This window comes from Nocardia terpenica (genome assembly GCF_013186535.1).
GTDB lineage: Bacteria > Actinomycetota > Actinomycetes > Mycobacteriales > Mycobacteriaceae > Nocardia > Nocardia terpenica.
Map to the genome: position 1 here is coordinate 1,730,711 of NZ_JABMCZ010000002.1, position 26,295 is coordinate 1,757,005.

A 26,295-nucleotide genomic window follows, 5' to 3' on the forward strand; every position below is an offset into this window, starting at 1 on the left:
ACAACTGAATCCAGATTACGACGCCCGATGCCCCACCGCGTCGCGGTGAGGCATCGTAACAAAACCCGCCGAGCCGCTAGCTCTTCACGCCGCCCGCGGTCAGGCCCGAGATGATCCGGCGCTGGAAGATCAGCACCATGACGACCAGCGGCACCGTCACGATGGTGCCCGCGGCCATGATCGCCGCGTACGGCTCCACCAGCGGGTCGTTGCCGACGAAGCGGGCGATCGCGACCGTCACCGGTTCGGTGGCGTCCGCGGACAGCAGCCGGGCCAGCAGGTATTCGTTCACCGCGGCGATGAAGGCCAGGATGGCGGTGGTGAATACGGCCGGGGCGGCCAGCGGCAGCATCACCAGCCGGAACGCCTGCAACCGGCTCGCGCCGTCGATGCGGGCGGCCTCCTCCAGCTCCCACGGCAGCTCGGAGAAGAACGAGGACAGCACGTACACGGTCATCGGCAGCACGAAGGAGATGTTCGGGATGATCATCGCCTGGTAGTGCCCGATCCAGCCGATATCGGTGAACAGCTGGAACAGCGGCGTCACCAGCACCACCACCGGGAACATCGAGGCGCTCAGGATCAGCCCGGCCACCAGCCGCTTGCCGCGAAAGGCCAGGCGCGCCAGCGCGTATCCGGCCAGCATGCCGATCAGCAGCGCGATGGCGGTGGTGGCCGCGCCGATGATCACGCTGTTCACCAGCGCCCGGCCGAAGTTGTTGCCGCGGCTGGTGTCGAAGGCGTTGCGGAAATTCGCGAACGTCAGGTGGGTGGGCCACGGGGTGTTGTCGAAGGTGTAGTTCGGGTCGCGGAAGGCGGTGACGGCCATCCAGTAGAACGGCCCCAGCCCCCACACCAGCACGATCAGCGCGCCCAGGTAGATGCGCGCCGATTTCAGTCGGGAAATCATCAGTGCGCCTTCCGCTGTTCTTCCTGGGTCGCCACGGCATTGGCGCCCAACACCTTCACCAGCACGAACGCGACCGCGAAGATCATGAAGAAGGTCAGCACCGACAGCGCCGAGGCGCTGTTGGCCCCCTGGCGCACCTGGTCGACCACCAGGATGGAGATGGTCCGGGTGGCCGGATTGCCCTGCGTCATGATGGCGGGCAGGTCGTACAGGCGCAGCGCGTCCATGGTGCGGAACAGCACCGCCACCAGCAGCGCGGGCTTCAGCAGCGGCAGCGTGATCTGGGTGAACCGCTGCCACGCCGAGGCGCCGTCGACGCGGGCGGCCTCGTACACGTCGCCCGGAATCACCTGCAGCCCGGCCAGAATCAGCAGTGCCATGAACGGCGTGGTCTTCCAGACGTCGGCGGTGATCACCGCGACCCGCGACCACATCGGGTCGGTCTGCCACAGCAGATGGGTGTGCAGCACCCGGTTGACCACGCCGTCGTACTGGAACATGAACTCCCACAGCCGCGCCGTGACCGCGGTGGGGATCGCCCACGGGATCAGCACCGCCGCGCGCAGCAGCGCCCGCCCGCGGAAGGTCTTGCCCATCACCATCGCCATGCCGAGCCCGATGGTGGCCTCCAGCGTCACGGTCACCACGGTGAACAGCAGCGTGACTGCGACCGCCGCCCAGAACTGGGAGCCGAGATTGCCGGTCGGGCAGGATTCCATACCGCCGCCGGGCAATTGGCACTGCTGCAGCAGCCAGTGCGTGTAATTGCCGAAGCCGGCGGGCCCGCCCTCCTCGAACATGCCGGTGGCCTCGTTGAGGCCGGAGTCCTTCTGGAAGGACATCCACACCGCCCGCACCACCGGATAGCCGATGACCACGGCCAACGCCAGCAGCACGGGGGCGACGAACAGCCACGGCCGGGCGCGCCTGGTGTGCGGGGCGGTCGACGCCGCCTGCGTCGCTCCCGAGGGATCTGACACCGTTCTCTTCTCTCCTACGGGACTGACTCGGTCGCTACTGTGGCCGTCCGTCAGGAGCCGGCGGCTTCGATGCCCTTCTGCATGCCGACGATGGCGGCGTCGACCGACTTGGTGCCGGTCAGCGCCGCATAGGCGTTGTCCTGGATGGCCTTCGACACCGCGGTGTAGTACGGGGTGACCGGGCGCGGCACGGCGCTGGCGATGGAGTCCTTCAGCGCGGGCATGTAGGGGAACTTGGCGATCAGTGCCGGGTCGTCGTACAGCGAGGCCCGCACCGGCGGCAGCGCGCCCTCGGCGACGATGTGCTGGGCGTCCTCACTGATCAGGAAGCGCAGGAAGTCCAGCGCGGTGGCCTTGTGCTTGGAGTAGGCGCTGATGGCGGCGTTGTAGCCGCCCAGGGTCGAGGCGCCGATGCTGTCCTTGCCGGGCAGCGGGGCGACGCCGAAATTGCCCTTCACGGCGGAGGAGTCGGCGTTCGCGACGCCGTAGAAGTTCGGCCAGGTGCGTAGGAACAGCAATTTGCCCTGAGCGAAGGCGTTCTGGCTCTCCGGCTCCTTGAAGGAGATGGCCTCCTTGGGGATGTCGCCGTTCTTGTAGGCGTCGGCGAGCACCTGCAGGCCCGCGCGCGCCTGCGGGCTGTTGACGGTAGGGGTTTTGCCGTCCGGGCCGACGAAGGTGCCGCCGTAGGCGTTGATGACCTCCGCGGCGTTCACGGTCAGGCCCTCGTAGGGGGCGAACTGTCCGGCGTAGCAGCCGATTCCGTGGTCGCGCGCGACGCCGCAGTCCTGCAGCATCTCGGTCCAGGTCTTCGGCGGGTTGGGCACCAGGTCCTTGCGGTAGTACAGCAGGCCGCCGTTGGTGTTGCGCGGCGCGGCGTACAGGGTGCCCTTGTAGGTGGCGCTGGCCACGGTCGGCGAGAGCAGCGTGGAGGTGTCGATGGCGAAGGAGTCCTTCAGCGGCTGGATCCAGCCCTTGGCCGCGAATTCCGCGGTCCACGGCACGTCCAGCGCCAGGACGTCGTAGTCGGACTGCTTGGCCCGCATGTGCTGGGCCATGTCGTCGTACTGCTGGGAGGCGTCGTTGGACTGTTCCTTGAAGGTCACCTTCTCGTCCGGATGCGCGGTGTTCCAGCGCTCGATGAGCTGCTTGACCGCGCCGGTCTCACTGGTGTCCTGGCCCTCCACGTAGGTGATGGGTCCGCGGCCGGTGAGGTTCTGCCCGGCGGCGCTCTCCCCGCCGCCGCTGCTCGAGCACGCGCTGGTGAAGGCGCCGATCAGCAGCGCGGCCGAGGCAGCCGCCATCGCGGCGCGGGACAACAGGAACGAGCGTCGTGACGACACCGTGTTCAAAGCCATCGATACTCCAGGGTCGAAAACGAGCGTGAGCGCCAGCACACCAAGCCGGTTGCACAACGCAAGATACATTGTTCGGGTCGGGTTGTGTCGCTTGGTTCTCGTATTCTGGGGCCCGATGTCCACCCAGCTGACTCAGGACAAGTTGCTCTCCCGCATCGGCGGGCTGCTGCGGCAGGCCGAGTCGACCGACAACGAGCACGAGGCCGAGGCGTTTCTCGCCGCCGCCCAGCGCCTGGCGACCCGTTCGTCGATCGATCTGACCCTGGCGCGCGCCCACGTGGCCGGGCGGGAGCGGCGGCCGATACCGATGCAGAAGATCATCCCCATCGGCGAGGCGGGCAAGCGCGGATTGCGCACGTATGTGCAGCTGTTCGTGGCCATCGCGGCCGCCAACGACGTGCGCTGCGATGTGGCGCGCTCGTCCACCCAGGTCTACGCGTACGGTTTCGACACCGACATCGCCACCTGCGAGGCGCTGTACGCCAGCCTGCTGGTGCAGATGGTGCGGGCCTCCGATCAGTACATCAAGTCCGGGCAGTACCGGTCGGCGACGGTGGAGAAGGTGGTCGTCGAGAACCGCTGGGGCCGAAAGGTGCAGCGGCGTATACAGGCCCCTGTCGCAGCGGTGACAGCCCGGCTCAACTTTCAGATGGCGTTCGCGGCCCGGGTGGGTCGCCGCCTGTCCGAGGTGAAGGCCGATGTCGAGGCGGAGGTGCGGGCCGCGCCCGCCGCCGCCCCGGGCACCGCGCTCGCGTTGCGCAACAAGGAACTCGAGCTCGAGGACTTCTACAGCCGGACCTCCGAGGCGCGCGGGGTGTGGCGGGGTCCGCAGGAATCGGCCGGATATTCGGCGGCGGCCAGGCGCGCCGGTGATCGCGCGGGCCGCACCGCCCGGCTGGGCTCGGCCCCCGAACTCGGCGCCGCCCGCGGCTCGCTGGGGCCGGGCGGCAGTCGATGACGCGCGTGAGTGTCCGGGATACGCAGCGGGCCAGGGTGTACGACGCGGAGGGCCTGGTGCGGCGGATGTTCGACCGCGCCGACGAGGTAGGGGTGCGCACGGTCGAGCTGCACGGCTCCCACATCACGCTGCCCATCGAGCGCCGCTTCGCCTCGGTGGACTCGGTGCAGACCTACGCCGACCGCGTCCTGGCCCTGAACTGGGTCCGCGCCCGCTGGCCCCGCGCCACCGCCGCCCTCACCGTCCGCGCCCGCGCCGGAACCACCGCGGCCCACTACGAATCCACCCGCGCCGTATTGGCCGTCCCCACCCACACCGGCGGGACCGCCTGGGCCCTACGGGAATTGGTCATCCTCCACGAACTGGCCCACCACCTCGAGCCCCCCGGCCCCGCCCTGGCCCCGCACGGCCCCGAATTCTGTTCCCGCTACGTCGATCTCGTCGACGGCATCATCGGCCCCGAGGCAGCCCTCGTCCTCCGCACCACATTGCTCGGCTGCGGGGCCAAGCTCGGCTGATTCCCGCCAAAAGCACGCGGGAACGACGGTCGTTCTCACGCGCCGACCCTCGTCGTTCCCGCGTGGCGACGGTGGTGGTTCTCGCGTGGCGTCGGTGGTGGTTCTCGCGTGACGACGGTGGTGGTTCTCGCGTGGTGTCGGTGGTTGTTTCCGCGTGGCGTTGGTGGTCGTTCTCGCGTGGCGTTGGTGGTTGTTTCCGCGTGGTGTCGGTGGTTGTTTCCGCGTGGCGTTGGTGGTCGTTCTCGCGTGGCGTTGGTGGTTGTTTCCGCGTGGCGTTGGTGGTTGTTCCCCGCGTGGTGTCGGTGGTGGTTCTCGCGTGGTGTCGGTGGTGGTTCTCGCGTGGTGTTGGTGGTCGTTTCCGCGTGGCGTTGGTGGTTGTTCCCCGCGTGGTGTCGGTTGTCGTTCCCGCGTGGCGACGGTTGTCGTTCCCGCATGCTTTTGGCGGGAATCAGTTCAGCAGGCGGCGCACTCGGTTCAGACGGGCGCGCCACCACTCGGTTCGCTCGGGGGCGGGGTGGCGGAAGCGTTGGAGCAGTTCGGGATTCGGGGTGGGTGGGGTGGTGGGGACGAGGAGGTGGCCGTCGACGGGACGGAGGGAGTCGGTGACGACGTCGCCGTCGAAGAGGTTCAGGGTGCCCAGGCCGCAGGCGAAGTCGAGGTGTGGGAGGGCTCCGGCCAGGGCCAGCTGGGCGGCGAGGCCGACGCTGGTTTCCAGGGCGGAGGAGACCACGCACGGGAGGGCGGCGGCCTCGGCGACGCGGAGGGCGCGGCGCACCCCGCCCAGGGGGGTGCATTTCAGGACCGCGATATCGGCCGCGCCCGCCACCGCGACGCGCAGCGGATCCTCGGCGCGGCGGATGGATTCGTCGGCGGCGATCGGGACGTCGACGCGGCGGCGGACCGCGGCCAGCTCCTCGATGGTGCGACAGGGTTGCTCGACGTATTCCAGCCCGCCCGCGGCGCGGTCGATCCGCCGGATGTGCGCGACCGCGGTCTCGACGTCCCAGCGCCCGTTGGCGTCGACGCGGATCGACCCGCCGGGCCCCAGCGCGTCGCGCACCGCGGCGACCCGCTCCAGATCCTCGGCCAGCGAATCCGGGTGATCGGCGACCTTCACCTTGGCGGTGTGGCAGCCGGACGCGGCGACGACCGCGTGCGCGCGCTCCGGGCCGACCGCGGGCACCGTGCAGTTCACCGGAATCCGCTCGCGCACCGGCTCCGGCCAGCCCGCCTCGATCTGCTCGACGGTGGTGGCCAGCCACCCGGCCGCCTCCCGATCGTCGTACTCGGGGAACGGGCAGAACTCCCCCCACCCGCGCGGCCCCTCGACCAGCACGCCCTCGCGCACGGTGATGCCCCGGAACCGGGTGCGCAGCGGAATCGCGTACACGAATGCCGACTCGGGATCCAGCAGATCGCTCACCCCGCCCACCCTAGAGCGCGATCAGAGCCGTTCGTAGACGGTGGCGTTGGACAGCCCACCGGCCTCGCACATGGCCTGCAGGCCGAAGCGGCCGCCGCGCTCGTGCAGGGCGTGCACCAGGGTGGTGGCCAGCCGCGCGCCGGAGGCGCCGAGCGGGTGACCGAGCGCGATGGCGCCGCCGTCGACATTGACCCGGGACAGGTCCGCGCCGGTGTCGTGCTGCCAGGCCAGCACCACCGAGGAGAACGCCTCGTTGATCTCGAACAGGTCGATGTCGTCGAGCGTCAATCCGGCCCGCCGCAACACCTTTCGCGTCGCCGGGATCACCGCGGTCAGCATGAGCAGCGGATCGTCGCCCGCCACCGCGAAGCTGTGCACCCGCGCCAGCGGGCGCAGCCCCAGCCGCGCGGCCATCTCGCTGGTGGTGATCAGCACGGCGGCGCTGCCGTCGTTGATCTGACTCGCGTTGGCGGCGGTCACATTCCAGCCGATCTCCGGGAAGCGCGCCGCGTACTCGTCGGAGTAGTACGCCGGGCGCAACCCGCTCAGCAGCTCCAGCGTGCTGCCGACCCGGATGCCCTCGTCGGCGGTCAGCCCCGCGATCGGCGCCAGCTGGCTGTCGAAGGCGCCGTTTTTCGTTGCGGCGGCGGCCTTCTCGTGGCTGGCGAGCGCGAACTCGTCCATCGCGGTCCGGCCGATATTCCAGCGGGCGGCGATCAGCTCGGCGCTGATGCCCTGCGGCACAAGACCTTCCGGATACCGCTCGGCGAATGCGACGCCCTCGAGGTCGGTCGCGCCGATCAGGTTGGCGCCCATGGGAACTCGTCCCATGGACTCCAGTCCGGCCGCGACCACCACGTCGTAGGCCCCGGCGATGACGCCCTGCGCCGCGAAGTGGATGGCCTGCTGGCTGCTGCCGCACTGCCGGTCGACCGTGGTGGCCGGGACCGACTCGGGATATCCGGCGGCCAGCGCGGCCCGCCGGGTCACGTTCGCGCCCTGCTCGCCGACCTGGGTGACCACGCCGCCGATGACATCGTCGATCAGCTCCGGATCGATCCCACTGCGCGTCACCACCTCGCGCAGGCTGTGCGCGAGCAGATCCACCGGGTGCACGCCGTGCAGGGCGCCGGTGGGCCTGCCCTTGCCGATCGGGGTGCGCACGGCCTCGACGATTACCGCGTCTCTCATGGCGATTCCTTCCCCGCGCTGCCTCGTTGCGGCTAACTCAACCTATCTATAGTCAGAGTAGATCCTGGCAATAGTTGCCACAAGTCAGAGTTGCTATGATTGTCGTCATGTCCGCTGTGCTGGAGGGAACGCTCCGTGACCTGACCGCCTGGAAACCGGACGGCTGCTCGATCGTGAAGGCGCTCGACATCGTCGGCACCCGCTCGGCGATTCTCATTCTGCGCGAGGCCATGTACGGCACCACCCGGTTCGACGGGTTCGCCGCGCGGATCGGCATCACCGACGCCGCCGCGGCCGCCGCGCTGCGCAAGCTCACCGCCGCGGGCCTGCTGGCCAAGCGGCCCTACCGGGAGGAGGGCAAGCGCACCCGGCACGAATACGTGCTCACCGAGATGGGCCGCGACCTGCTACCGGTCGTGGTCGGCCTGTGGCAGTGGGGGGACAAATACCTTCAGGGCGGGGTGCCGCCGCTGGAACGCGTGGAGGACGCGACGGGTGAGCCCGTGCACGTGGAACTTCGCAGCGCTTCGGGAAGTGAGGTCGGGCTGGAGGGCATGCGCGTGCGGGTGAACGAGAAGTGGCGGCGGGCGAAGCGCTGATCGGGCCGCCGCGCGGTCTTCTCCGTCTTTGTGATTCCGGCGTGCTTTTGGCCGGAATCTCGCGAGGTCCCGGCCAAAAGCACGCCGGGACCTTTGGTGGGCGGGACGCCGGGACCTTTGGTGGGCGGGACGCCGGGACCTTTGGTGGGCGGGACGCCGGGACCTTTGGTGGGCGAGATGCTGGGACCTTTGGTGGGCGAGATGCTGGGACCTTGGTGGGCCGAAATCAGTTGAGGCGCTTGCCGTCCGCGGGGGCGAAGAAGTAGATGTGCTCCTCGGTGGCGGCCAGCGAGAGGCGGTCGCCCTTGGCGGGCGGCTTGCGCCAGTCGGCCCGGGCGACGATGGATTCGCCTGCGCCCGAACCGTTCTCACCGGCGGTGCGGCCGTAGATGTAGGCGTCCGAGCCGAGCTCCTCGACCACGTCCACCTCCATCGTGATCCCCTCGCCCGGCCCGGCGATCTCGAAGTGTTCGGGCCGGATGCCCACCACCACCGAGCCGTTCGCGGCGTCGGCCACCGTGCGCGGCACCGGCAGCGTGTGGCCGCCGAGGCGCACCGAACCGTCGGTCAGCGGGAGCGTGAACAGATTCATCGCGGGCGAACCCATGAACCCGGCGACGAACAGATTCGCCGGATCGCGGTACAGGTCGCGCGGGGCCGCGCACTGCTGCAGCAGCCCGTCCTTGAGCACCGCCACCCGGTCCCCCATGGTCATCGCCTCCACCTGATCGTGGGTGACGTACACCGTGGTGGTGCCCAGCCGGCGCTGCAACTGCGCGATCTGGGTGCGGGTCTGCACCCGCAGCTTGGCGTCCAGGTTCGACAGCGGCTCGTCCATCAGGAACACCTGCGGCTGCCGCACGATCGCCCGGCCCATGGCCACGCGCTGGCGCTGACCGCCGGACAGCGCCTTCGGCTTGCGATCCAGATACTGTTCGAGGTCCAGCAGTTTGGCCGCCTCGCGGACCCGCTGCTCCTTCTCCGCCTTGGGCACCTTGGCCATCTTCAGCGCGAAGCCCATGTTCTCCGCGACGGTCATGTGCGGGTAGAGGGCGTAGTTCTGGAACACCATCGCGATGTCGCGCTGCTTGGGCTCGGCGTTGGTGACGTCCCGGTCGCCGATGAGGATGCGGCCGCCGTCGACGTCCTCCAGCCCGGCGAGCATGCGCAGCGAGGTGGACTTGCCGCAGCCGGACGGGCCGACCAGGACCAGGAATTCGCCGTCGGCGATCTCCAGGTTCAGTTCGTCGACGGCGGGTTTGGGAGCGCCCGGGTACAACCGGGTCGCGCGGTCGAAAGTGACCGTGGCCATGATGAATTCATCCCTTCACCGGCAGGAACGTGCCGGACGATCCGAGTAGAGGGTCCTGCGGCGCGGGCCGCAGGCTCGAATCCTACTGGTCTGCTGTCCGGATTCGGGGCGGTTGTGCCGGAAAGGGCGCGTCCGGTATCGGACAGGTAGTCTCGGCAACGAGCTGAGGAGGAGCCCATGAGTCGACCGGTTCGCGTCGGAGTCCAACTACAGCCCCAGCACGCCCCGAACTACGGGCTGATTCGTGATGCGGTGCGCCGCGCGGAGGACGCCGGCGTCGATGTGGTGTTCAACTGGGATCACTTCTTTCCGCTGTACGGCGATCCCGACGGCGCGCACTTCGAGTGCTGGACCATGCTCGCCGCGGTCGCCGAGCAGACCGAGCGCGTCGAGCTGGGCGCGCTGGTCACCGGCGGCGGCTACCGCAATCCGGACCTGCTGGCCGATATGGCGCGCACCGTGGACCACATCTCCGGCGGCCGCCTCATCCTGGGCATCGGCGCGGGCTGGTTCCAGCGCGACTACGACGAGTACGGCTACGACTTCGGCACCGCCGGAACGCGTCTGGACCTGCTGAAGGACTACCTGGCCCGCATCGATGCCCGGCTGCGGAAGCTGAATCCCGGCCCGGTGCGCGATATTCCGATCCTGATCGGCGGCGGCGGGGAGAAAAAGACGCTGCGGCTGGTGGCGCAGTACGCCGACATCTGGCACACCTTCGCGAAAGTGGATGTGCTGGAACGCAAGTCGAAGATCCTGGCGGACCACTGCGCGGACGTCGGCACCGATCCCGCCCGCATCGAGCGCTCGGTGGACTGGCCCGGCGCGGAGCAGGCGGCCGAGCTGGTGGCGGCCGGGGCCACGCTGTTCACGGTGGGCACCGGCGGACCCGACTACGACCTGAGCGGGGTCGAGGAGGCCATCCGCTGGCGCGACGGGTTCAATCCGGAGTCGGTCGCGGGCATCGCCTGAGCCTGCCGACGCCTGTGAGCTCGGTCGCACCGGGGCGTGGTCGGCTGACCGGAAGCGTGTCCGGCTAATGTTTTCGCCTATGGCTCGTTTGCCCGTATCAGGATCCCGTGCGCTGATCGCGGTGGTGTCGGCCGTCACCCTGCTGTTCGCGGCGGCCTGTGGCTCCGACAGCAGCAATTCGTCGGCAAGCCGCGACCTGTGCGCGCCGCCGGGCGAGGCAGCGGCCGCGGCGGCCCCGACCAACCTGGCCTCGGGCGCCTCGGCGGGCACCGACCGCTACACCACGGCGAACACCGTCCCGCTGAACACGATCGACACCTCGAAGCTGGGCCTGCTCACTCCGGGCAAGCTCAGCATCGGCACCCTGTCGGACGCGCCGCCGAGCATCTGCGTGAACTCCCGCGGCGCCTTCACCGGCTTCGACAACGAGCTGCTGAAGGCGATCGGCGCGAAACTCGGCCTGCAGGTGCAGTTCTCGGGCACCGAGTTCTCGGGCCTGCTCGCGCAGGTGGCCAACGGCCGCTTCGACGTCGGCTCGTCGAGCATCACCACCACCGACGCCCGGCGGCAGCTGGTCGACTTCACCAACGGCTACGACTTCGGCTACTTCTCGCTGGTGGTGCCCAACAGCGGCGCCGTCAGGGGCTTCTCGGATCTGCGGCCGGGCGTGCGGGTCGGCGTGGTGCAGGGCACCGTGCAGGACGAGTACGTGGTCAATACGCTGCACCTGGACCCGGTGAAGTTCCCCGACTACAACACCGCCTACGCGAATCTGAAGTCGGGGCAGATCGATGCCTGGGTGGCGCCCTCGGCGCAGGCCACCGGCGCGATCAAGCCCGGCGATCCGACCGCCATCGTGGAGAACACCTTCAGCCTGGACAACTACACGGCCTGGGCGGTGCGCAAGGGCAATCGGCCGCTGATCGACGCACTCAACGCCGGGCTGGACGCGGTCATCGCCGACGGCACCTACGCCAAGCTCTACACCGACTGGGAGCCGCGGCCGTTCCCGCCGAGCTGGAAGCCGGGCTCGAAGGCCGCGCCGACGCCGCAGCTGCCGGACTTCGCGGCCATCGCGGCCGAGCATCAGCGCGAGGCGAGCACCGCGCAGGCCGCGCCGAAATCCACCCTGGCGCAATTGAAGGACACCTTCTTCGACTGGTCGCTGTACCGCAAGGCGATTCCCGATCTGTTCACCACCGGATTGCCGAATACCCTTGTCCTGGCGCTGGTTTCGGGTGTGATCGGCACCCTGGTCGGCATGCTGCTGGCCGTGGCCGGGATCTCGCGGACCCGCTGGTTGCGGTGGCCCGCAAGGGTTTACACCGATATCTTCCGCGGTCTGCCCGCGGTGGTGATCATCCTGCTGATCGGTCTCGGCGTCGGTCCGGTGGTCAAGAACATCACCGGCAACAACCCGTACTGGCTCGGTGCGGTGGCGCTGGCGCTGCTGGCCGCCGCCTATATCGGGGAGATCTTCCGCTCCGGCATCCAGTCGGTGGAGGCCGGGCAGCTGGAGGCGGCGCGCGCCATCGGCTTCGGCTATCGGCAGGCGATGACGCTGGTGGTGATCCCGCAGGGCGTGCGCCGGGTGCTGCCCGCCCTGATGAATCAGTTCATCGCGCTGATCAAGGACTCCTCGCTGATCTACTTCCTGGGTCTGCTCGCCTCGCAGCGCGAACTGTTCGCCGTCGGCCGCGACCTCAACGCGCAGACCGGCAACCTGTCCCCGCTGGTCGCGGCGGGCCTGGTCTACCTGCTGCTGACGATTCCGCTCACCCACCTGGTGAACTACATCGACCGCCGGTTGCGGACCGGCCGCGCGGAGGAGGCGCTCGACCCGGTCGAACAGGCCGTCATCACGGAAGGACGCGGAGCGTGAGCGCATCTCTCACCGGTACCGGTCTGCATCTCACCCTGGGCCGCAACCGGGTGCTGCGCGGCGTCGACATCCACGTGGACGCCGGGAAGACCACCACCGTCATCGGGCCGTCCGGCTCGGGCAAGTCCACCCTGCTGCGGGTGCTGAATCGCCTGCACGAACCCGATTCCGGCGATGTGCTGCTCGACGGCGCCTCGGTGCTGACCGAGGACCCGGACCGGCTGCGCCAGCGCATCGGCATGGTGTTCCAGCACTTCAACCTGTTCCCGCACATGACCGTCGCGGAGAATGTGGCGCTGGGGCCGCGCAAGCTGGGTGGCCTGTCCCGGGAGGCCGCCCGCGCGGTGGCGATCGAACAGCTCGAGACCGTGGGGCTGGCGGGGCGGGCCGACGCGCGCCCGGCCAATCTGTCCGGCGGCCAGCAGCAGCGCGTGGCGATCGCCCGGGCGCTGGCCATGAAGCCCGAGCTGATGCTGTTCGACGAGGCCACCTCCGCGCTGGACCCGGAGCTGGTGAAGGGCGTGCTGGCGCTGATGGCCGACCTGGCCGCGGGCGGCATGACCATGATCGTGGTCACCCACGAGATGGGTTTCGCCCGTTCGGTATCCGACAGCGTGGTGTTCATGGACCACGGGCAGATCGTCGAATCCGGCGCGCCGGACCAGGTTTTCGACAACCCGCAGACTTCCCGCCTGCGCCAGTTCCTGTCCCAGGTGTTGTGAGCAGGGGGCCGCGCACCCGGGGCGGAGTTCATTGATGCGCACCTGTTAATGTGTTGTTGATCACGGCTTCAATTCATCCATCGGTTTGGAAAGAGGGGAAGTTCGATGACAACGGCACATGTCGAGCACGCTGGCCACACCCACGTTCACGGCGAGGGCTGCGGGCACGTCGCGGTCCCGCACGACGGTCACGTGGACTACGTACACGACGGGCACCTGCACCGCGAGCACGACGGCCACTTCTGCGAGTGCGAACCGTCCGATCACACCGAGCACGGCGCCCACGACCACGTTCACGGCGAGGGCTGCGGCCACGTGGCCGTCCCGCACGGCGACCACGTCGACTACATCCACGACGGCCACCGCCACGCCGCCCACAACGGCCACTACGACGAGCACTGACAAGGGTGGCCCTTGTGATCCCGGCCAGAAGCGCGCCGGGATCACAAGGGCAGACGTGGGCCTTCTACGTTCCCGGCGTGCGGTTCCTGTGTTCCCGGCGTGCGGTTCCTGTGTTCCCGGCGTGCGGTTCCTATGTTCCCGGCCTGCGGTTCCCATGTTCCCGGCCTGCGGTTCCTAAGTTCCCGGCATGCTTTTGGCCGGGAACTCACATATTCGCGAACCGCCCGAAATCCCCCTGTGCCCCGCTGTACACATTGACGTCGGTGTTTCCGGCGATGCCCGGGACCTGGCCGGAATCGGTGGTCTGCCAGAACGTCCAGGTGGGCCAGCCGCCCGGTACCTCGGGCTGGGGGTTGCCGCGGTAGTCGGCGATCCACAGCGGGTAGGTGGCGAAATCGTGGGTGTCGGCCATGGCCGTCTGCCAGAACCGCGGATAGGTGTAGACGATCGGCACCCGGCCCGTCAGCGCCTGCACGGTGTTCAGATAGCGATGGGTCCAGTCGATCAGGGCCGCCGGGGGCAGGCCGCCCGAATTCTCCAGATCCAGGACCGGCGGCAGGTCCAGCGGCCCGTTCTGGCCCAGCACGACCGCCGCGTACAGCGCGGCCTGCGGCTCCGGCGGCAGCTCGGGGTGGGCGTAGTGGTACGTGCCGCGGGCCACCCAGGCCGCCCGCATGAGCAGGCTGTCCGGCACGAAATAGGGATTCACGTAGTTCAGGCCCTCGGTCGCCTTGAGCATCGCGAAGTTGTTGCCGGACGCGCGGACCTCGAACCAGTTGATCAATCGGCCGTCGATATGTTGCCAGGACGACACGTCCGGACCGGTTGGTACGGCAACCGCCGTACCGGTTGCGGAGAGGATGCCAGCCGCCGCGACAACGGGCAGAAATAAGCGCGCGCGACGAACTTCGGGCCTAGCCAAGAGACGTCGGTACATGGTTATGAGGGTAAACAGCAGAGGCTGCTGTGACCAGAGTCATTCGTGTGATATATGCCGAATGGTTGCCCGCAATAGGCGAATTCGGGGAATTGTCCTAACCCAGCCAGTCCAGTACCGAGGCGGCCGTCCACGATTGCTGCATGCTGCCCAGCGGTTCCCCGGTGAACGGGTCGTAGTACTCGGCGAAGCTGCCGTCGCTGGCCTGCCGCAGCCCCTCGGCGCGCAGCGTGCGGGCGCGTTCGGCCCAGCCGCGCCGGGCGAACACCCAGGAGAACAGCCAGCTCATCACCGGCCAGACCGGCCCGCGCCAGTATTCGCGCGGGCGGAAATCCCGCGACACCGGCGAGGTCGAGGGCGGCAGCGCGTACCGCAGGTCCGGATGGCCGCAGAAGCGCGGGCCCTCGAACAGCCGCAGCAGGCTGCGCTCGGTGTCGCGCGGCAGCCCGCCGCACAGCAGCGGGGCGAACATCGCCAGCGTCTCGGTGCTGATCCAGCGGCCCAGCCGCACATCGAAATCGCGGGCGGCGCCGCTGCGCGCGTCGGTGGTGGCGATGACCCCGGCGCGGAAATAGGCCGCCCACTCGAACAGTTCGCGCACGTCGGCGCGGGGCATCCGGTAGTCCTCGCCGATATCGGCGAGCACCTCGCACGCCAGCGCGAACACCGCGGTCACGAACACGTCCTCCACCGCGAAGCTCATGGTCGAGGCGAGCTGGAAATCGTCGTATCCGCAGCGCCGCATCTGCTCGACCAGCCACAGGTAGCGGTCGTATTCGCGATCGGTGGGCCGCTGCGCGGGATCCACCAGGTGGATGTCGGCGCGCTGATAGGGCGGCAGGTCGGCGCCGGGAATCACGTTCTCGTAGGCCCGATCCCAGCGCGGCGAGTTGTCCATGCCGGACTCCCACCCGTGGTAGAGCGTGATGCGGCCGCTCTGCTTGGGGTCGCGGGCGTGGGCGAGCCAGCGATGCCAGCGCATGAGATCGGGCCAGCGCCGGTTCAGGAACTCCTCGGCCGCGGCCCGGGTGCTGCGGCCGTGGCGGCGGGAATGATCGAGGATGCGCTGCACCGCGATCGCGTGCACGGGCGGCTGGGTGATGCCCGAGGTGTCCGGGCCGTCGGGGGCGTTGACGGCCAGGCGGCGGCACTCCCAGCGGCCTGGACCCGGGAAGTACCCGTCGCGGCCGCCCGCGAACACGATGTGCGGAATCATCCCGTTCTTCCACTGCGCCGACAGCAGGGTGTCGAGTTCGACCACCGCGCGCTCCACGCTCAGCGGCGCCAGCCCGACCGCGACGAACGCCGCGTCCCAGCTCCACATGTGCGGATAGAGCCTGGGGGCGGCGCTGGTCATCGTCCCCAGGTCGTTCCCGCGCAGCAGATAGGCGGCGCGCGCCGCCAACTGCGTGGGGGTGAAACCCGGCCCGTTCATCCCCCCATTCTGCGGTGCCGCCTCCCCGCGCGCGTGTCGGCGGCCCTCGAGATGTGTCCGGCCTGTTCAGACGTACCCGGCCCCTCCAGCAGTACCCGGCCCCTCCAGCAGTACCCGGCCCCTCCAGCAGTACCCGACGAAGTCGGGTCGATACCGTGGACCGCATGTCGACTCCCAGTTCCTATTCCCGGCCGATCGCCCTGGTCACCGGTGCCAGCCGCGGGCTCGGGGCCGCGATCGCGCGGGAACTCGCCCCGACCCACGACCTGCTGCTGGGCGCCCGCTCGGCGGCGGCGCTGTCGGAGATCGTGGCCGAATTGCCCCCGGCCACCGCCTGGCCGGTCGATCTCACCGACTACGACGCCCTGGCTCGCGCGTGCGCGCCGATCGAACGGCTGGACGTGCTGGTGCACAACGCGGGCGTCGCCGACCTGGGCACCATCGCCGAGACCCCGGTGGCACTGTGGCGCAATACGCTGGAGGCCAATCTGATCGCGGTCGCCGAGCTGACCCGGCTGCTGCTGCCCGCGCTGCGCGCCGCCGAAGGCCATGTGGTGCTGATCAATTCGGGCGCCGGGCTGCGCGCCAATCCGGGCTGGGGCGCGTACGCCGCCAGCAAGTTCGGGCTGCGCGCCTTCGCGGACGCGCTTCGGCTCGAGGAGCCGCGGCTGCGGGTGACCTCGGTGCATCCGGGTCGCATCGATACCGATATGCAGCGCGCCATCGTCGCGGGCGAGCGGCGGGAGTACCGGCCGGAGGAGTTCCTCACCGCCGAGACGGTGGCCGGAACGGTCCGGCAGGCGATCGAGACCCCGCGCGACGCGCACCCGGCCGAGATCGTGCTGCGCCCGATCGCCCGCTGACATGCGGCTGACGTGTCGCTCCGGGCGAGGACCGTGGCGGTGGCTACCGTGGGTCGCCTAGGCACGATGCACGGGACGGTGGTGAGATGAGCTCGACTCCGAATCGGCGGCAGTGGCTGACCCTGATGGCCGCGGGCACGGTCGCCGCCTTGACGGGATGCTCTGCGGCACAGAGCGATACGACGCTGCCCAGCGGTTCGGCGGCCGGTCTCGAGACCCCGCCGCCGCGGCGGCCGCTGCTGCCGCCCCCGCCCGCCGGGCCGAAGACCCGATTACCGCGCGGCACCATCACGGCGCTACCCGGCCCGGGCACGAACCTGGCGCTGACGGTCGACGACGGTGCCAGCCCCGAGGTGGTCGGCGCGTACATCAAATTCGCCCGCGACACCGGTGCGCGCTTCACGTTTTTCGTTACGGCCCACTACGATTCGTGGACCGTGCACCGGGATGCATTGCGCCCCCTGGTCGATTCCGGGCAGATCCAGCTCGGCAATCACACCTGGGACCACCCGGCGCTGACCAAGATATCCGGCGCCCGGGTGGCCGATCAGCTGAATCGCACGAAAACGTTCCTGCGCAACAACTTCGGCGTCGACGGCACGCCGTTCTACCGTCCGCCCTACGGCTTCCACGACGCCACCGTCGACAAGATCGCCGCCGACTGCGGCTACACCGTCCCCACCCTGTGGTACGGCTCCTTCGGCGACTCCTCCATCGTCACCGAGGACTATCTGGTCCAGCAGGCCCAGAAATATTTCAACCCGCAGGCCGTCGTCATCGGCCACGCCAACCACCCGGCCGTCACCCACTGCTACGACCGCCTGGTGGGAATCCTCGTTCAGCGCAACCTGTCCATGGTCACGCTGAACGACGTGCTGCTGCCTCCGGCCTGAGGCGTCAGGCCACCACGTTGACCAGGCGGCCCGGGACGACGATCACCTTGCGGGGCTGCTTGCCGTTCAGGAACTCGCGCAGTTTCTCGTCGGTCAGGGCGGCCGCTTCGATGGTGGCGGCGTCGGCGTCGGCGGGAACGCTGATGCGGCTGCGGACCTTGCCGTTGACCTGGATCGGGTATTCGACCGAATCCGCCACCAGCAGTGCTGGATCGGCGACCGGGAACGGGCCGTGCGCCAGCGCGGTGGTGTGACCCAGCCGCTCCCACAGCTCCTCGGCGATGTGCGGGGCCAGCGGGGCCAGCATCAACACCAGCGGCTCCACCACCGAGCGCGGCGCGCCCTGCGGATACTCCTTGGTCAGATGGTTGGACAGCTCGATCAGCTTGGCGCCCGCGGTGTTGTCGCGCAGCGCGGCATAGTCGCCGTCGACGCCGTCGATCGTCCGGTGCAGCAGCCGCAGGGTGGCGTCCCCCGGCTCGGCGTCGGTGACCCGCACGCCGCCGGTCTCCTCGTCCACCACCAGTCGCCACACCCGCTGCAGGAACCGGTGCGCGCCGACGACGTCCTTCGTCGCCCACGGGCGCGAGGTGTCCAGCGGGCCCATCGACATCTCGTAGAAGCGGAAGGTGTCCGCGCCGTAGAGGTCGCACATCTCGTCCGGCGAGATGGCGTTCTTCAGCGACTTGCCGATCTTGCCGTACTCCTGGAAGACCGGGATCTCGTCGCCGGATGCGTTGACCCAGAAGAACTTTCCGTCCCGCTCCAGCACCTCGGCGGCGGGTACGTACGCGCCGCGCTCGTCGGTGTAGGCGTACGCCTGGATGTAGCCCTGATTGAACAGGCGGCGGTACGGCTCCGGCGCGGACACGTCGCCCAGATCGAACAGCACCTTCTGCCAGAACCGCGCGTAGAGCAGGTGCAGCACGGCATGTTCCACGCCGCCGACGTACAGGTCGACGCCGCCCGGATCGCTCGGGCCGTGCTCGGCCGGGCGCGGGCCCAGCCAGTAGCGCTCGTTCTCCGGCGCGCAGAACGCCTCGGTGTCGGTCGGGTCGGCGTAGCGCAGCTGGTACCAGGAGCTGCCCGCCCACTGCGGCATCACATTGGTGTCGCGGCGGTATCGCTTGCGCCCGTCGCCCAGATCCAGTTCGACCTCGACCCAGTCGGTGGCCTTGGCCAGCGGCGGGGACGGCTCGGAGGCGGCGTCGTCGGGATCGAAGGTGACCGGCGCGAAGTCGCGCACCTCCGGAAGTTCCACCGGCAGCATGGATTCCGGCAGCGGGTGGGCGCGGCCCTGCTCGTCGTAGACGATCGGGAACGGCTCGCCCCAGTAGCGCTGCCGCGCGAACAGCCAGTCGCGCAGCTTGTACTGCACGGTGCCGCGGCCGTGGCCCTCGGCCTCCAGCCGCTCGACGATCTTGGCCTTGGCGTCCTCGACGTCGAGTCCGTTCAGATAATCGGAGTTCACCAGCTCGCCGTCGCCGGAGTACGCGCCCGCCGAGACATCGCCCCCCGCGATGACCTCCACGATCGGTAATCCGAAGGCCGAGGCGAACTCCCAGTCGCGCTGATCGTGGCCGGGCACCGCCATGACGGCCCCGGTGCCGTAGCCGCTGAGCACGTAGTCGGCGACGAAGATCGGCAGCCGCTGGCCGTCGACCGGGTTGGTGGCGTCCGCGCCGAGGAAGACGCCGGTCTTCTCCTTGTTCTCCTGCCGCTCCAGATCGGACTTGGCCGCGATCGAGGAGCGGTAGGCCGCAACGGCTTCCGCCGGGGTGCCCGCGCCGAAGGTCCAGCGCGGATCCACCCCGTCGGGCCACCGCGCGGCGACCAGCCGGTCCACCAGCTCGTGTTCGGGCGCGAGCACCACATAGGTGGCGCCGAACAGCGTGTCCGGCCGGGTGGTGAACACCTCGATGGTCGCACCGGAGGCGGCGAACCGCACCTGCGCGCCGCGCGAGCGCCCGATCCAGTTGCGCTGCATGGCCTTCACGTTCTCCGGCCAGTCCAGCAGGTCCAGATCGTCGACCAGCCGGTCGGAGTAGGCGGTGATGCGCATCATCCACTGCCGCAGGCGCTTTCGGAACACCGGGAAGTTGCCGCGCTCGCTGCGGCCGTCGGCGGTGACCTCCTCGTTGGCCAGCACCGTGCCCAGCCCCGGGCACCAGTTGACCATCGAATCCGACTGGTACACCAGCCGATACGAGTCCAGCGCCGCCTGCCGCTCGGCCACCGTCAGCTCGGCCCACGCGCGCCCGTCCGGGGTCGGCCGGGCGCCGTCGGCGAATTCGGCCTCCAGCTCGGCGATCGGGCGGGCCTTCCCGGCCACGTCGTCGTACCAGGCGTTGTAGATGCGCAGGAAGATCCACTGCGTCCAGCGGTAGAACTCGGGATCGGTGGTGGCGAACGAGCGCCGCCGGTCGTGGCCCAGGCCCAGCCGGTCGAGCTGGCGCTGCATGGTCGCGATATTGGCCTCGGTGGTCACCCGCGGATGCGCGCCGGTCTGCACCGCGTACTGCTCGGCGGGCAGGCCGAAGGCGTCGTAGCCCAGGGCGTGCAGCACATTGCGCCCGTGCATGCGGTGGTAGCGCGCGAAGACGTCGGTGGCGATGTAGCCGAGCGGGTGGCCCACGTGCAGGCCCGCACCCGACGGGTACGGGAACATGTCCTGGATGAACAGCTTGTCGGCCGGGGTGTCGCCGCGCAGCGGGCCGACCGGGTTGGGGGCGTGGAAGGTGCCGCGCTCCTCCCAGATCCGCTGCCACTTGCGCTCGACCGCACCGGCCAGCTCGGCGTTGTAGCGGTGTGGGGTGTCCTGCACTGTCCTGCCTTCTCCTAGCTGAATGTCCCCCGACAAGCCTCGCTCACCAGGGTAAACGGGTGCCGACCGGGGGCTTGCAACGGCCCCTCGCCCGCGGCGGAGTACCGTGAGCCGGGTGTTCGTGGTGGCGCTGTTCCTGTTCGTGCTGGCGGCTGTGGCCGTCGTCACCGGGGCGCTCGGGCTGACCGGTGCCCTCCCCCGCAATCGTTTCTTCGGTGTGCACACCGAAGAGGCGCTGCGCACCGAGGAGACCTTCCGGGTCGCCAATCGCGTCGCGGCCCCCACCTCGATCGCCGCCGGTGTGCTGCTCGCCGGGGGCGGACTGATCGCCCTGGTCGCGGGCGCGATCGTCGGCCTCGCGGTCGCCGCGGCGGTCCTCGTCATCGCGCTGTTCACCCTCGGCGCGGGCGCGAACGCCGCCGCCGGAGCCATCGCCGGTATGGCCCCGGCCCCCGAGGTCGGCGGCTGCGGCCACGCCTGCGGCGCCTGTTCGCTGCGCGACGCCTGCCAGCCGGCCAACTGAGTTCCGCGCCGTGGCACCGGAATTGACGGTCGGCTTCGACCTCGACATGACGCTGATCGATTCCCGGCCCGGCATCCGCACCTGCTATCAGGCACTGGCCGAGCGCACCGGTGCGCGCATCGACTGCGATCTGGTGGTCACCCGGCTCGGCCCGCCGCTCGAGGACGAACTCGCGAACTGGTTTCCCGCCGACCGGGTTCCGGCCGTGGCCGAGCTGTACCGCGAGATGTATCCCACGCACGCGGTCACCGGCACCCTGGCCATGCCCGGCGCCCGCGAGGCGGTCGAGGCCGTGCGCGCCGCCGGCGGCCGCGCGGTGGTCGTCACCGCCAAGTACGAACCGAACGCGCGACTGCACCTGACCCACCTCGGCATTCCCGCGGACGCGGTCGTCGGCGACCTGTGGGCCGAGCGCAAGGCGCAGGCGCTGCGCGAGCACGGCGCGAGCGTCTACGTCGGCGACCACATCGGCGATGTGCGCGGCGCCCGGACCGCGCGGGCGTATTCGGTCGCCGTGGCCACCGGGCCGTGCGACGCGGACGAATTACGTGCCGCCGGAGCCGATGTCGTGCTCGACGACCTCACGGCCTTCCCGGCCTGGCTGGCCGACCACGTCGCCGCCTGACGACCGCTGTGCCCCCGGACGAAATGTCCGGGGGCACAGCGTTCCCCTCGTTATTTCAGTTGGTCTTGCGGTGGAACATCGTGGTCGACAGGGCGTAGCCGACCACCGCGAAGCCGACGCACCAGGCGACGGCGATGATCCCGTTGCTGCCGATCGCCGTCCCCGTCAGCAGCCCGCGCAGGGTCTCGGTGATCGGGGTGAACGGCTGGAACTCGGCGAACTGGCGCACCCCGACCGGCATGGAGTCGGTCCGCACCAGGCCGCTGCCCAGCATGGGCAGGTAGGCGATGAGGCTGGGCGAGTTGCTGGCGGCCTCCGGCGAGGAGGCGGCCATGCCGAAGGCCGCGCCGAGCCAGCACATGCCGAACAGCATCAGGGTCAGCAGGCCGATCGCCGCCAGCCATTCCACGGCGTTCGCGTGCGGGCGGAAGCCGGTGAGGAACCCGACGCCGAACATGAGCGCCAGCCCGACCAGCCCTTGCAGCACGGTCCCCAGCACCTGCCCGGTGAGCATGGACGAATGCCTGACCGGCATGGCCCGGAAGCGGTTGACGAAGCCCTTCGTCATATCCGATGCCACCGCGACGGAGACGACGACCACCATCATGGCCGGGATCATCAGCAGGATGCCGGGCGTGAGGTAGTCGATGTAGTGGCCGCCGCCCATGCCCTTGCCCAGCGTGCCGCCGAGCACATAGGTGAACAGCAGCATCAGCCCCACCGGCATGATGATGACGGCGACGGTCATTCCCGGATATCGCATGGCGTGCACCAGATTTCGGCGCAGCATGGTCTTGGAGTCGATGACGGTGTCGGTCATGATGCTCATCGTGCGAGGTCCTTCTCGGGTACGGAATGTCCGGTGAGGGTGAGGAATACGTCGTCCAGGTCCGGGGTGTGCACCGCCAGGCCCTCCGGTTCGATGTGCGCGTCGTCGAGCCGATCCAGCACCGCGCGAATGGATTTCACCGAGCCGTCGGTGGGCACGGCGAGGGTCACCTCGTCGATCCGGGTGGCGTCGCCGAGCGCGTACTCGGCGCGGTCCCGGTCGGTCCCGTCGATGAAGGCCAGCCGCAGGTGCCCGCCCGGCACCAGCCGCTTGAGCTGATCGGAGGTGCCCTCGGCGACGATGCGGCCGTGGTCGAGGACCGCGATCCGGTCGGCCAGCTCGTCGGCCTCCTCCAGGTACTGGGTGGTGAGGAAGATGGTGACGCCGCCCGCGACGAGTTCGCGGATGATCTCCCACATGGTCCGGCGGCTGCGCGGGTCGAGCCCGACGGTGGGCTCGTCGAGGAAGATGATCTGCGGATCGCCGACCAGCGTCATCGCCAGGTCCAGGCGGCGGGTCATGCCGCCGGAGTAGCTGCCGGTCCGCTTGTCGGCGGCGTCGACCAGGTCGAATCGGTGCAGCAGGTCGTCGGCGATGCGGCGGCTCTCGCTGCGCGGCAGGTGCAGCAGGTCACCCATCAGCACGAGATTCTCACGGCCGGTGAGCAATTCGTCGACCGCGGAGAACTGGCCGGTGACGCCGATGGCCGCCCGCACGGCATCGGGCTCGGCGGCGACGTCGTGCCCGCCGACGCGGATCTCGCCGCCGTCGGCCCGCAGCAGCGTCGACAGGATCTGCACGGTCGTGGTCTTGCCCGCGCCGTTGGGCCCGAGCAGCGAGAAGATCGTGCCCTGGGCGACGGTCAGGTCGATGCCGTCGAGAACGACGTGATCGCCGAAGGCTTTCCGCAGTCCGGCGACCGAGATCGCCGGTGCTCGATGGTGATGGTTCATCGGGGTTTCCTCATCAATGAGTACGAATGAATGCATGGGTCGGCCGAGCCGTGACCACTGGGGACCGTGGTCAAGGACGGGTGGTGTCTGTTCGGTTGTGCGGGACCGCGTTCGGCGGCCCGCGGGTCAGATGTCGAGATCCTCGATCTGGGGATGCTCGGCGATGTCGGCCACTCGCCGGTAGAGCTGATCGGGGATGCGGCCCTTCAGATCGCCGAGCGCGTCGACGATGTCCATGGTGAACTCGCCCCAGTCGGGTTCGGTCACCCCGAGCATCCGGCGCCAGTTGGTGAGGTCCTTCAGCCAGTTGGTGTCGGTGGGGTACTCGTCCCAGCTGGATACCTGGGAATGCAGGACGTATTTGCCCTTGCGACTGCGATAGACGCGAATGTGCTTCATCGCCTGGTCGTCGGTGTCGCGCCACTCCCCGAGCAGTGCGCCCGAGAAGCGGACCTGCCGGACGCCGTTGCGGCCGACCCGGAGGATGACCTCGTCGAAGCCTTCCTGCCGACCCTCCTCCAGCTCGATGTAGCGGCGCAGCGCCGTCACGATGGCCCCGGACAGGTTGCCCCCGACCAGCTCCTGGGCCCGCTGGAACAAGGGAAGGTCGTCGTCGGAAACGTACACGGTCTTGTTGGGCATGAACCCACTATACGTAGAAGTATACATACACGCAAGAGGGTGGGGATCTGGCCGGAATTAGCATGCCAACCGCTCGCCGGGCAATACCGGGCGGTACCCCTCAGTCTGCTCTATCGGCCGGATCGGGGGTCGGTGAACCATCGGTCGGTGTGCCTCGTGTCCCGAATGAGAGACCGGACGCGTTCGTGGCCCGGCAGGAAGGAGCGCCGATGCCGATGCGAGCGGTGGATTACCTGGTGGAAGCGATTGCGGCCCTGGGTGTTCGGCACATTTTCGGCGTCGACGGGGCCAATATCGAGGACCTCTACGACGCGATCTTCGCCGGTCCCGAGACGATGACCGGGCTGGTGGCCAAGCACGAGTTCTCCGCCGCCACCATGGCCGACGGGTACGCGCGCTGCACCGCGGGATTGGGCGTGGTCGCGGCCACCTCCGGCGGCGGCGCCATGAATCTGGTTGCGGGCCTGGCGGAGTCGTTCGCCTCCCGGGTGCCGGTGCTGGCGCTGGTCGGCCAGCCGCCGACCGAGCTGGAGGGCCGCGGGGCCTTCCAGGATTCCAGCGGCCGGGCCGGGACCTTCGACGCCGAACGGGTGTTCGCCCCCGTCTCGCGCTACTGCGCCCGGGTGCGCACCGCCGCCGCGCTGCCCGCGCAGCTGGATCGCGCGGTGGCCGCGGCCCGGCGGGGCGGACCGGCGGTGCTGTTGCTGCCCAAGGACGTTCAGCAGGCCGACCCGGGGCAGGCGCCGTCGCGTCGGCTTCCGCGCCCGGCGGGGCGCTCCCGCTCGGTCGGGCTGTCGCGGGTGCGGGCGGCACTGCACGCGGCGCGGGCGACCGGCAAGATCACGATCATCGCCGGGGACCAGGTGGCACGCGACGACGCGCGCGCCGAACTGCTGCGCCTGGCAACGGTTCTCGACGCCGCCGTCGGGGTGGCGCCGGACGCCCTGGACGTCTACGACCACGACGAACCCGGGTACTGCGGGGTGTCCGGAACCATGGGCCACCCCGAACTCGCCGACGCGGTCCGGCGCTCGGCGCTGTGCCTGCTGGTCGGCACCCGGCTGCCGATGACCGCGCGCACCGGGCTCGACGAGGCGCTGAACAATACCGTCGTGGTCAGCGTCGGCGCCGAGGCGCCGTACCCGGCCGCGCTGCACGCCACCGGCCCCGACCTGGTCTCGGCGCTGCCCGAACTCGCCGACGACTTCGCCGACCCGGGGCGGCCGATGACCGCGACCCGGCGCGACCCGCTCACCGCGCTGCGGGTGCCCGCGGCCGCCGGGCCGGGGCTGCGCTACCGCCACATCGTCGAAACCCTCAATGCCACACTGGAACCCGGCACCGACGTATTCGCCGACGCCGGTAACACCGGGGCCGCGGTCGTGCATCATCTGCGGCTGCCGCGCGGCGGCCGGTTCGTGGTGGCGCTGGGCATGGGCGGCATGGGGTACGCGTTCGGCGCGGGCATCGGCTCGGCCTTCGCGCGGCGGCACCGGCCCGGCGGCGGGACGCGCCGCACCGTCGTGGTGGCCGGGGACGGCGCGTTCTTCATGCACGGCATGGAGATCCACACCGCGATCGAGTACCGGCTGCCGGTGACGTTCGTGGTGTTCAACAACAACGCGCACGCCATGTGCGTCACCCGCGAGCGGCTCTACTACGGAGATCGCTACAGCTTCAACCGATTCCGCCCCGCCCGCCTGGGCGCGGGCCTGGGCGCCATGTTCCCGGACCTGCCGTCGTTCTCGCCCGGCAGCACCGGCGAACTCGCCGCCGCCCTGCGCACCTGTTTCGACCATCCGGGCCCGTCGTTCGTGTCGATCGACTGCGACCCGGACGAGATTCCACCGTTCACCCCGTTTCTGTCGGTACCGAGGAGGACCCCGTGACCACCAGTGCCCTGCCCGCCCTCAGCGACATCCCGGATCGTGCGATCCCCGGGCTGCTGCGCATCGAGAACTCCGATCGCGAGGCCACCACCCCGATCATCATGGACATGCTGCGGTCGGTGTATCCGCACGATCAGGTCTTCGGCAGATTCTGTCCGGTGCAGGACTACGTCGACGCGCCGCCGCGCGAGGTGTACGAGTACCTGGCCGACACCCGCTGCCTGGAGGAATGGACCTACAGCCTGCGCGGCTTCACCGAGACCGAGACACCGGGCCTGTGGGTGTCGTTCGACCGGCTCGGCGACGCCACCCGGATCTACACCCGCACGGTCGCCAATCCCGACGCGATGACCGTGGACTATCACTGCGCCTGGGACCAGGGCGAACACCTGTGGATGATCTACCTGATGCGGGTGGTCGACGCGCGGGTCGTGTTCGATCGGCCCGGATCGGTGGTGCTGTGGAACAACTGCCACCACCCGTTCTACGACGAGAACCCCTATCCCGATACCGCGCCCGCGGGCCGCAAGGTGTGGGTCGGCGATTTCTGGGATATGTTCTCCGCCGGGCACCAGCTGGAAATGAACAACCTCAAGGCGATCTGCGAATACCGTGCGGCGCACGGGCTTCCGATCAAGCCCGACTGGATGAAGTGAGG

At 69.5% G+C, this 26,295-nt stretch carries 25 protein-coding genes; 13 read left to right on the plus strand and 12 right to left on the minus strand.

The window, feature by feature from the left end; translation table 11 throughout:
* Positions 1–76: 76 nt before the first annotated feature.
* The 3 genes from HPY32_RS19815 to HPY32_RS19825 are packed head-to-tail and all read right to left on the minus strand — an operon-like array spanning position 77 to position 3,245.
* Positions 77–910, minus strand: coding sequence for a carbohydrate ABC transporter permease (locus tag HPY32_RS19815; protein WP_171982939.1), 834 nt, complete (start codon positions 908–910; stop codon positions 77–79).
* On the minus strand, positions 910–1,890 hold the full coding sequence (locus tag HPY32_RS19820; protein ID WP_067579121.1) for a carbohydrate ABC transporter permease: 981 nt from the start codon (positions 1,888–1,890) through the stop codon (positions 910–912). Before HPY32_RS19820 ends, HPY32_RS19815 begins: the two co-directional genes overlap by 1 nt.
* Before the next feature lie 50 nt (positions 1,891–1,940).
* On the minus strand, positions 1,941–3,245 hold the full coding sequence (locus HPY32_RS19825; RefSeq protein ID WP_067579119.1) for an ABC transporter substrate-binding protein: 1,305 nt from the start codon (positions 3,243–3,245) through the stop codon (positions 1,941–1,943).
* 115 nt (positions 3,246–3,360) lie between these two features.
* On the opposite strand from HPY32_RS19825, the gene HPY32_RS19830 reads away from it, so the two are divergent.
* Together HPY32_RS19830 and HPY32_RS19835 are read left to right on the plus strand one after the other, a co-directional pair.
* Positions 3,361–4,203 (plus strand): DUF2786 domain-containing protein, encoded by an 843-nt coding sequence (locus HPY32_RS19830; RefSeq protein ID WP_228787012.1) that lies wholly within the window; start codon positions 3,361–3,363, stop codon positions 4,201–4,203.
* Complete coding sequence (locus HPY32_RS19835; protein WP_067579117.1) at positions 4,200–4,721, plus strand: TIGR04338 family metallohydrolase; 522 nt, start codon at positions 4,200–4,202, stop codon at positions 4,719–4,721. Before HPY32_RS19830 ends, HPY32_RS19835 begins: the two co-directional genes overlap by 4 nt.
* A gap of 448 nt (positions 4,722–5,169) precedes the next feature.
* Here the strand turns inward: HPY32_RS19835 and HPY32_RS19840 are convergent, their stop codons facing one another.
* Together HPY32_RS19840 and HPY32_RS19845 are read right to left on the minus strand one after the other, a co-directional pair.
* Complete coding sequence (locus tag HPY32_RS19840) at positions 5,170–6,144, minus strand: o-succinylbenzoate synthase (RefSeq protein ID WP_171982940.1); 975 nt, start codon at positions 6,142–6,144, stop codon at positions 5,170–5,172.
* Positions 6,145–6,165: 21 nt separating this feature from the next.
* Entirely contained in the window at positions 6,166–7,335 is a 1,170-nt protein-coding gene (locus HPY32_RS19845) for a thiolase family protein (protein ID WP_067579115.1), read from the minus strand.
* 107 nt (positions 7,336–7,442) lie between these two features.
* Here HPY32_RS19845 and HPY32_RS19850 point away from each other — a divergent pair, with 107 nt between their 5' ends.
* Positions 7,443–7,934, plus strand: a complete 492-nt coding sequence (locus tag HPY32_RS19850; RefSeq protein WP_067579113.1) for a winged helix-turn-helix transcriptional regulator — start codon at positions 7,443–7,445, stop codon at positions 7,932–7,934.
* A gap of 226 nt (positions 7,935–8,160) precedes the next feature.
* Here HPY32_RS19850 and HPY32_RS19855 read toward each other — a convergent pair whose 3' ends face one another.
* Positions 8,161–9,246, minus strand: coding sequence for an ABC transporter ATP-binding protein (locus tag HPY32_RS19855; protein ID WP_067579111.1), 1,086 nt, complete (start codon positions 9,244–9,246; stop codon positions 8,161–8,163).
* Positions 9,247–9,423: 177 nt separating this feature from the next.
* Between HPY32_RS19855 and HPY32_RS19860 the strand changes: the two genes are divergently transcribed.
* From HPY32_RS19860 to HPY32_RS19875, 4 genes are all read left to right on the plus strand, one after another.
* The gene (locus HPY32_RS19860; RefSeq protein WP_067579109.1) at positions 9,424–10,218 is read left to right on the plus strand and encodes an LLM class F420-dependent oxidoreductase; all 795 of its coding nucleotides are present in this window, start codon (positions 9,424–9,426) and stop codon (positions 10,216–10,218) included.
* Between the two features lie 67 nt (positions 10,219–10,285).
* Complete coding sequence (locus HPY32_RS19865; protein WP_067579107.1) at positions 10,286–12,100, plus strand: ABC transporter substrate-binding protein/permease; 1,815 nt, start codon at positions 10,286–10,288, stop codon at positions 12,098–12,100.
* The gene (locus HPY32_RS19870; RefSeq protein WP_067579105.1) at positions 12,097–12,822 is read left to right on the plus strand and encodes an amino acid ABC transporter ATP-binding protein; all 726 of its coding nucleotides are present in this window, start codon (positions 12,097–12,099) and stop codon (positions 12,820–12,822) included. Before HPY32_RS19865 ends, HPY32_RS19870 begins: the two co-directional genes overlap by 4 nt.
* Positions 12,823–12,927: 105 nt before the next feature.
* On the plus strand, positions 12,928–13,224 hold the full coding sequence (locus tag HPY32_RS19875; RefSeq protein ID WP_067579103.1) for a hypothetical protein: 297 nt from the start codon (positions 12,928–12,930) through the stop codon (positions 13,222–13,224).
* Positions 13,225–13,429: 205 nt separating this feature from the next.
* Here HPY32_RS19875 and HPY32_RS19880 read toward each other — a convergent pair whose 3' ends face one another.
* Together HPY32_RS19880 and ggh are read right to left on the minus strand one after the other, a co-directional pair.
* The gene (locus HPY32_RS19880; RefSeq protein WP_067579101.1) at positions 13,430–14,161 is read right to left on the minus strand and encodes a glycoside hydrolase family 25 protein; all 732 of its coding nucleotides are present in this window, start codon (positions 14,159–14,161) and stop codon (positions 13,430–13,432) included.
* A 97-nt stretch (positions 14,162–14,258) separates the two neighbouring features.
* On the minus strand, positions 14,259–15,596 hold the full coding sequence (gene ggh, locus HPY32_RS19885) for a glucosylglycerate hydrolase (protein WP_067579099.1): 1,338 nt from the start codon (positions 15,594–15,596) through the stop codon (positions 14,259–14,261).
* A gap of 164 nt (positions 15,597–15,760) precedes the next feature.
* Between ggh and HPY32_RS19890 the strand changes: the two genes are divergently transcribed.
* Complete coding sequence (locus HPY32_RS19890) at positions 15,761–16,459, plus strand: SDR family oxidoreductase (protein ID WP_067584679.1); 699 nt, start codon at positions 15,761–15,763, stop codon at positions 16,457–16,459.
* Positions 16,460–16,545: 86 nt separating this feature from the next.
* Positions 16,546–17,352, plus strand: coding sequence for a polysaccharide deacetylase family protein (locus HPY32_RS19895; RefSeq protein WP_067579097.1), 807 nt, complete (start codon positions 16,546–16,548; stop codon positions 17,350–17,352).
* A gap of 4 nt (positions 17,353–17,356) precedes the next feature.
* Here HPY32_RS19895 and leuS read toward each other — a convergent pair whose 3' ends face one another.
* On the minus strand, positions 17,357–20,200 hold the full coding sequence (gene leuS, locus HPY32_RS19900) for a leucine--tRNA ligase (protein ID WP_171982994.1): 2,844 nt from the start codon (positions 20,198–20,200) through the stop codon (positions 17,357–17,359).
* Between the two features lie 82 nt (positions 20,201–20,282).
* Here leuS and HPY32_RS19905 point away from each other — a divergent pair, with 82 nt between their 5' ends.
* Both HPY32_RS19905 and HPY32_RS19910 read left to right on the plus strand, forming a co-directional pair.
* A complete protein-coding gene (locus HPY32_RS19905; protein ID WP_231951352.1) occupies positions 20,283–20,699 on the plus strand; it encodes an SdpI family protein in 417 nt (138 codons plus the stop codon).
* 10 nt (positions 20,700–20,709) lie between these two features.
* A complete protein-coding gene (locus tag HPY32_RS19910) occupies positions 20,710–21,324 on the plus strand; it encodes an HAD family hydrolase (protein ID WP_231951351.1) in 615 nt (204 codons plus the stop codon).
* 55 nt (positions 21,325–21,379) lie between these two features.
* On the opposite strand, the gene HPY32_RS19915 is transcribed toward HPY32_RS19910, so the two are convergent.
* From HPY32_RS19915 to HPY32_RS19925, 3 genes are all read right to left on the minus strand, one after another.
* Positions 21,380–22,144, minus strand: coding sequence for an ABC transporter permease (locus tag HPY32_RS19915; RefSeq protein WP_309247535.1), 765 nt, complete (start codon positions 22,142–22,144; stop codon positions 21,380–21,382).
* 5 nt (positions 22,145–22,149) lie between these two features.
* Positions 22,150–23,106 (minus strand): ATP-binding cassette domain-containing protein, encoded by a 957-nt coding sequence (locus HPY32_RS19920; RefSeq protein WP_067579090.1) that lies wholly within the window; start codon positions 23,104–23,106, stop codon positions 22,150–22,152.
* Between the two features lie 126 nt (positions 23,107–23,232).
* Positions 23,233–23,748, minus strand: a complete 516-nt coding sequence (locus HPY32_RS19925) for an EXLDI protein (protein ID WP_067579088.1) — start codon at positions 23,746–23,748, stop codon at positions 23,233–23,235.
* A gap of 209 nt (positions 23,749–23,957) precedes the next feature.
* Here HPY32_RS19925 and HPY32_RS19930 point away from each other — a divergent pair, with 209 nt between their 5' ends.
* Positions 23,958–25,637: a thiamine pyrophosphate-binding protein gene (locus HPY32_RS19930; RefSeq protein ID WP_067579086.1), complete on the plus strand. Its 1,680-nt coding sequence runs from the start codon at positions 23,958–23,960 to the stop codon at positions 25,635–25,637.
* Positions 25,634–26,293, plus strand: coding sequence for a hypothetical protein (locus HPY32_RS19935; protein ID WP_067579084.1), 660 nt, complete (start codon positions 25,634–25,636; stop codon positions 26,291–26,293). The genes HPY32_RS19930 and HPY32_RS19935 overlap by 4 nt, the downstream gene beginning before the upstream one ends.
* The last annotated feature ends 2 nt before the right edge of the window (positions 26,294–26,295 follow it).

What these genes read in the sequence shown, in the direction of transcription:
- HPY32_RS19815 (WP_171982939.1), bottom strand. Translation starts at nt 910, where the DNA reads ATGATTTCCCGACTGAAATCGGCGCGCATCTACCTGGGCGCGCTGATC.
- HPY32_RS19825 (WP_067579119.1), bottom strand. Translation starts at nt 3,245, where the DNA reads ATGGCTTTGAACACGGTGTCGTCACGACGCTCGTTCCTGTTGTCCCGC.
- HPY32_RS19830 (WP_228787012.1), top strand. Translation starts at nt 3,361, where the DNA reads ATGTCCACCCAGCTGACTCAGGACAAGTTGCTCTCCCGCATCGGCGGG.
- HPY32_RS19835 (WP_067579117.1), top strand. Translation starts at nt 4,200, where the DNA reads ATGACGCGCGTGAGTGTCCGGGATACGCAGCGGGCCAGGGTGTACGAC.
- HPY32_RS19845 (WP_067579115.1), bottom strand. Translation starts at nt 7,335, where the DNA reads ATGAGAGACGCGGTAATCGTCGAGGCCGTGCGCACCCCGATCGGCAAG.
- HPY32_RS19850 (WP_067579113.1), top strand. Translation starts at nt 7,443, where the DNA reads ATGTCCGCTGTGCTGGAGGGAACGCTCCGTGACCTGACCGCCTGGAAA.
- HPY32_RS19855 (WP_067579111.1), bottom strand. Translation starts at nt 9,246, where the DNA reads ATGGCCACGGTCACTTTCGACCGCGCGACCCGGTTGTACCCGGGCGCT.
- HPY32_RS19860 (WP_067579109.1), top strand. Translation starts at nt 9,424, where the DNA reads ATGAGTCGACCGGTTCGCGTCGGAGTCCAACTACAGCCCCAGCACGCC.
- HPY32_RS19865 (WP_067579107.1), top strand. Translation starts at nt 10,286, where the DNA reads ATGTTTTCGCCTATGGCTCGTTTGCCCGTATCAGGATCCCGTGCGCTG.
- HPY32_RS19875 (WP_067579103.1), top strand. Translation starts at nt 12,928, where the DNA reads ATGACAACGGCACATGTCGAGCACGCTGGCCACACCCACGTTCACGGC.
- HPY32_RS19880 (WP_067579101.1), bottom strand. Translation starts at nt 14,161, where the DNA reads ATGTACCGACGTCTCTTGGCTAGGCCCGAAGTTCGTCGCGCGCGCTTA.
- ggh (WP_067579099.1), bottom strand. Translation starts at nt 15,596, where the DNA reads ATGAACGGGCCGGGTTTCACCCCCACGCAGTTGGCGGCGCGCGCCGCC.
- HPY32_RS19890 (WP_067584679.1), top strand. Translation starts at nt 15,761, where the DNA reads ATGTCGACTCCCAGTTCCTATTCCCGGCCGATCGCCCTGGTCACCGGT.
- HPY32_RS19895 (WP_067579097.1), top strand. Translation starts at nt 16,546, where the DNA reads ATGAGCTCGACTCCGAATCGGCGGCAGTGGCTGACCCTGATGGCCGCG.
- HPY32_RS19915 (WP_309247535.1), bottom strand. Translation starts at nt 22,144, where the DNA reads ATGACCGACACCGTCATCGACTCCAAGACCATGCTGCGCCGAAATCTG.
- HPY32_RS19920 (WP_067579090.1), bottom strand. Translation starts at nt 23,106, where the DNA reads ATGAACCATCACCATCGAGCACCGGCGATCTCGGTCGCCGGACTGCGG.
- HPY32_RS19925 (WP_067579088.1), bottom strand. Translation starts at nt 23,748, where the DNA reads ATGCCCAACAAGACCGTGTACGTTTCCGACGACGACCTTCCCTTGTTC.
- HPY32_RS19930 (WP_067579086.1), top strand. Translation starts at nt 23,958, where the DNA reads ATGCCGATGCGAGCGGTGGATTACCTGGTGGAAGCGATTGCGGCCCTG.